The sequence below is a fragment of the Actinomyces denticolens genome, assembly GCF_002072185.1.
In the GTDB taxonomy this organism is placed as follows: domain Bacteria; phylum Actinomycetota; class Actinomycetes; order Actinomycetales; family Actinomycetaceae; genus Actinomyces; species Actinomyces denticolens.
The window spans coordinates 1-4117 of record NZ_MVIW01000071.1; the positions used below are offsets into that span (position 1 = coordinate 1).

2 protein-coding genes and 1 pseudogene are annotated in these 4117 nt (G+C 71.7%); 1 reads left to right on the forward strand and 2 read right to left on the reverse strand.

What is annotated here, in order from left to right; all coding sequences use genetic code 11:
- Positions 1 to 2501, forward strand: a 2501-nt coding sequence (locus B1H55_RS11875) for a lysylphosphatidylglycerol synthase domain-containing protein (protein WP_080461758.1), incomplete at its 5' end; no start/stop codon positions are given.
- A gap of 190 nt (positions 2502 to 2691) precedes the next feature.
- Here B1H55_RS11875 and B1H55_RS11880 read toward each other — a convergent pair.
- Both B1H55_RS11880 and B1H55_RS11885 read right to left on the reverse strand, forming a co-directional pair.
- A complete protein-coding gene (locus tag B1H55_RS11880) occupies positions 2692 to 3615 on the reverse strand; it encodes a hypothetical protein (protein WP_073454476.1) in 924 nt (307 codons plus the stop codon).
- A 295-nt stretch (positions 3616 to 3910) separates the two neighbouring features.
- A pseudogene (locus B1H55_RS11885) lies at positions 3911 to 4117 on the reverse strand (D-serine/D-alanine/glycine transporter); the annotation flags it as partial.

The following is a 4117-nucleotide window of genomic DNA, read 5'->3' on the forward strand; positions in this document are numbered from 1 at the left end:
CCCTTGAGGGGCTGGCGACCTTCCTCATCCCGGTCCTCATCCTCCTCGACCAGCTCCTGCGGGGGCGCTGGAGGGGGGCCGCCGAGAGCGCCGCCGGAGCCGTCGCCGGCTGGACCCTCACCATCGCGGCCCTGTGGGCGCTGGAGGCCTGGGCGCCGCCGGCACTCTCCGCCGGCCTGACCGTCACCGCCTCGGGCCTTCCGCGCCTGGGCGTGTCCGTTGTCTTCGCCGCCCTGGTGGGCCTGCTCACGACCGCGGGCGAGCGGCGCTCGTCGGCCACTGTCCGCTACGGCTGGGTTGCGATATGGACGATCGTGGGGCTCGCCGTGCTGCGCTCGGCCATCACCCTTCCCGGGGCGCTGCTCTCCCTGCTCCTGGGCCGTTTGGCGGGCCTGGCACTGCGCTGCCTGTTCGGGGTGGAGGACCGCTCCGTCCACGGCATCGCCCTCGTACGGGCGCTGCGCCGGGCGGGGGTCGACGCCGTCAGGGTGGTCCGCGTGGACAGCGCGCCCGGGGCAACGGCCTGGTGGGTGACCACGGACGCCCCCCTGGGCTACACCGAGGAGGTGCGGGAGAACCCGCTGGCACCCGCGAGCGCCTCGCCCTCGTCGGCCACCAGTGGCGACGCCGCCGGTTCTCCCGCCGTGACATGGGCGAGGACGGCGGCCGCGCCTCCGGATACGGCGCCGTCCGCCGGGTCGCCCGCCGAGGGTCCGGGCACGGGTCCGGACACGGCCGCCCTGCCTCCCGCGCGCGAGGGCCGCGCCGCCGTACCGTCGTCGACGATCGCGCCGGCGCCGGCGATCGACTCCCCGGCGCTCATCGCCGAGGCCCGCTCGCTGTCCCCGGGGAGGCCCAGCACCCACCGCGTGTACGCGGTCTGGGACCGCACGGGCGCGCGCCATGATCTGACGATCATCGACGCCGACCGGCAGGTCGCCGGCTACTTGGCCACGCTGTGGGACCGGATCCGGGTCCGGGGGCTGTCCCCCGAGCGGGGCATGTCGATCCGCGCCGAGGCCGAGCACGCCGCCCTCATGACGCTGGAGGCGCGCCGCGCCGGGGTGCGCACGCCCACCCTGCGCGGGATGGCGGACACCCCCGAGTCCGTGCTGCTCGTGACGGACCACATCGCGGGCTCGCGCGCCCTGTCCGAGCTCGGCCCCGATGTTCCCGACGCGGTCCTGACCGGTCTGTGGGACCAGCTCCGCCGCGCTCACGCGGCCGGCCTGGCGCACCGCAGCCTGAGCGGGGACAGCGTCGTCGTCGATGAGGCGCGCCGCGTGTGGCTGCTCGGCTGGGACTCCGGGGAGACGATCTCCTCGGAGCTGTCCCGGCGCGTCGACCTCGCCCAGGCCCTAGCCCTCCTCGCCGGCTCCGTGGGAGTCGAGCGCGCCATCGCGTCGGCCTCCCGGGTTCTGACCACCCCCCAGTTGGCCTCCATCGCCCCCATGCTCCAGCGCGTCGTCCTGCCCGCCGACACCCGTCGGGCCATGGGTCGCCGTGGACGGGTCCTCCAGGAGCTGAGGGACGCCCTCGTGGCGCTCACACCCACCGCCCACGCCGAGCCGGCCCGGATCAACCGCTTCCAGGCGCGCACCGTGGTCATGGCCGTCATCTTCCTCGTGGCGGTGTGGACGCTCCTGGCCCGCATGAACTTCGAGGAGGTGTCCGACGCCGTCGCCCAGGCCAACACCTGGTGGATCCTGGGGGCGCTCGTCTTCTCACTGGCCACCTATCTGGGGGCGGGCATCATCCTGGTGGCCTTCACCCCGGAGCGCCTGAGCCTGTGGCGCTCCACCGAAGTCCACCTGGCCTCCTCCGTCGTCGCGCTGGTGGCGCCCGCCGGCGTGGGAGGGGCTGCGATCAACCTGCGCTTCCTGACCCGCAAGGGCGTGCCGACGGCGGTCGGCGTCGCCACGGTGGCGCTCGTCCAGGTCGTGCAATTCCTCGTCACCCTGGTGCTGCTCGTCGTCCTGGCCGCGACGACGGGGCAGTCGACGGGGCTGACCCTGCCCTCGGGCTGGGTGCTGCTGGGAGCCGTGCTGCTCGCCGCGCTCGTCGCCATGGTCCTGGCCGTGCCGCGGGCGCGCGTCTGGATCTGGGAGAAGATCGAGCCCACGTACCGGCAGGTCCAGCCCCGGCTCGTGTGGATCCTGTCCAATCCCGTACGGCTGCTCGCCGGCGTGGGAGGGGCCGTGCTCCTGAGCCTGTCCTACATCCTGGCCTTCGGGGCGAGCCTGTGGGCCTTCGGCTTCACCCTGCCCTTCTCCGTGCTGGCGATCGCCTATTTCGCCTCCAACACGGTGGGCTCGATCGTGCCCTCCCCCGGTGGGATCGGACCGGTGGAGTTCGCCTTGACGGCGGGCCTCATCACTGCGGGGATCCCCAGTGGCACCGCCCTGTCGGCCGCCATCGTGTACCGCCTGGTCACCTTCTGGATCCCGATTCCCATCGGCTGGCTCAGCCTCCAGCGCCTCCAGAAGCTCGGGGAGCTGTAGCGCTCCCGCCCGGCTCCACCCGCTCACGGATGCCCGCGCCCCACCCCTCAATGACGAGGTTTGAGGATTCCTTTTTATGACATACCGTCATTACTTGCGTTTGTCCAGGCCAGAGGCCAGCTCGTGAGGCCCGCACCGCGCCCGGCCCCTCGCGGAGCCCGAGCAATCCTCAAACCGCGCCACTTCACACTCACCACGCGAGCCTCGGTACCCCGGTCGACGGGTCCAGATCGATCACCAAGGGCACCTGCCGCACATCCAGCCCTCTCAGCGCGGCCTCGACGATGAGGACGCCACAGCCTCGCATGACATCCTCGTAGGTCAACCGGACAACCGGCAGTCCCATCGAGATCATCCGCTGGTCGCGCTCCCGGTCCTTGGAGAGCGCCTCCCTGGAGGAGTGGTAGGCGAAGCCATCCGTCTCAACGAACAATCGCCGATCCACGAGCTGATCGACCTCACCAACGCCATGCACGATCACCCCGACATCCACCTGATGCCCCGCGTCCTCGAGCTCGATGCGAAGTCGGCTCTCAATCAGGGATCGAGCACGCGGGTTGGCCCGCCCCGCCCTCCGACGCGCGACAGCCGCCCGGTACCCGTCGCCCCGGAGGAGCTCATGAACGGAGTCCGGCATGACAACGCCTTCGCGGAGCGCGGCGTCCAGTGCCGCGACGGCATCGATCTCCGGGGAGCACCGGAGCATCCGCGCCAGGACGAGCTCAGGCGGGGCGACGGGCATCTCAAGCGGATCGACCCGGCCGAGATGGGCCTCCCGGTGGACGATCACACCACCGGGCGCCCGGATCACACCGGTACGTGCCGGCACTGCGACATGCAGCGAGCGCGAGCGGCGCACCGCAGGGAGCCCGTAGTGCTCAAGAGCGGATTCGGCCGTCAGCACACCGCCGAGCGACCGGCTGACGACAATCGCCTGGGGTGCATCCGGCAGGTGGATGGCGCCGCCCGTCCTCAGCACGTCACCCGCAGTCAGCAGGTCGGCCAGTGCTCGCTGGCCGGTGCGGCCCAGGCGCAGGGCCCGACGGCGCAGGGCCCCATGGCCCGCTCGAAGCTCCCGGAGGATCCTGCTCGCCTCCGCCTCGCGTTGTCCCATGCGCCGGATTGTGGGAAATCTCCGGGCCCGTCGAGGAGATGCCTCCACAGCGCAGGAGAGCCGGTGTGGACAGCGTCACCTGTGGTTCACGGCGCTCAGGCTGTCTGCTGGGACTCGCGCACCCGCGGATTTGGCGAGGTTTGAGGATTCCTTTTTATGACATACCGTCATGACTTGCGTTTGTCCAGGCCAGAGGCCAGCTCGTGAGGACCGCACCGCGCCCGACCCCTCTCGGAGCCCGAGCAATCCTCAAACCGCGCCACGGCGGGCCGCAGCAGTAGGGGGCGGTGCCGAGTCAGCCCCACTCGGCCAGGCGCTTGGCACGGCTGGAATGGACCCACCAGGCGGCCGCCATCGCGACCAGCCACAGCGGCGAGGCGAGTACCGCCAGCCTGGTGTCATGAGCCTGCGTCAGGGTCCACACCACGAAGGCGAAGAAGACGATGCTCGCCCAGGCCGCCACCCGGTCGCCCGGCATCTTGAAGGCGCTGGCCTCGTGGAG